General features: G+C 74.5%; 1 pseudogene. It reads left to right on the top strand.

What is annotated here, in order from left to right:
* A pseudogene (locus GH736_RS23545) lies at positions 1-844 on the top strand (class I SAM-dependent RNA methyltransferase); the annotation flags it as partial.
* Positions 845-882 lie beyond the last annotated feature (38 nt).

Below are 882 nucleotides of genomic sequence, written 5' to 3'. Positions count from 1 at the left end.
GAAGGCGGAGGTGCTGCAGGACGCCCTCGCGCGCATGGCCGGCGTCGAGCGTGACGTCGAGGTCCGCGCCGTCGATCCGTCGCTCGCGCCCGGCGTCACCGTCGACGGCACGGGGTGGCGCACTCGGCTCCGCCTGCAGGTCGCCGACGACGGCTCGGTCGGACCCTACGCCGCGAGGAGCCACACCGTCGTGCCCGTGGCATCCGTGCCGCTGGCGGTGGCGGCCCTGCAGGAGCTCGCACCGCTCGACGGGCGATTCCCAGGAGCGCGCGCCGTGGACCTCGTCGCCCCCTCCTCCGGAGACCCCGCGCTCGTGGTGCTCGACGGCGAGCGGATGCCGCGAGGCCCGCGCCCCACGATCCAGGAGCGGGTCGGCGACCGCACGTTCCGCCTCGACCGCGACGGGTTCTGGCAGGTGCACCGAGGGGCTGCGGCGACCCTCTCGGCCGCCGTGCAGGAGTTCGTGGACCCCGACCTCTTCGATCCGCGAGCGGCGAACCTCGATCTCTACGGCGGAGTGGGGCTGCTCGCCGCCGCCGTCGGCGACCGGTTCGGCGAGACGGTGCGGATCACGACCGTCGAGGCCGAGGCCGGTGCCACCGAGCACGCGGGCGCGAACCTCGCCGACTGGGTCGGTGCCCGCGCGGTCACGGCGCGCGTCGATCGGTTCCTCGACGAGCTCGCCGACGGCTCATCCGCCGGCGAGCGGTCTCGCCTTCGCGATGCCGTGTCGAGCAGGTCGCCTCCCGTGAGCGTCCAGAGGGTGGGCGGGAAGTCGCCCGCGACCTCGGCCGGCTCGACGGTCTTCACGAGCGTGAGCTTCGGTGCTATGGCGTGCTCATGACCGGGCGCCTCCGCGAGCTCATCCCGCGGCAGCAGTTC

It is taken from the genome of Agromyces humi, from assembly GCF_009720255.1.
Lineage (GTDB): Bacteria > Actinomycetota > Actinomycetes > Actinomycetales > Microbacteriaceae > Agromyces > Agromyces humi.
This window is presented reverse-complemented; position numbering and strand designations above follow the sequence as displayed.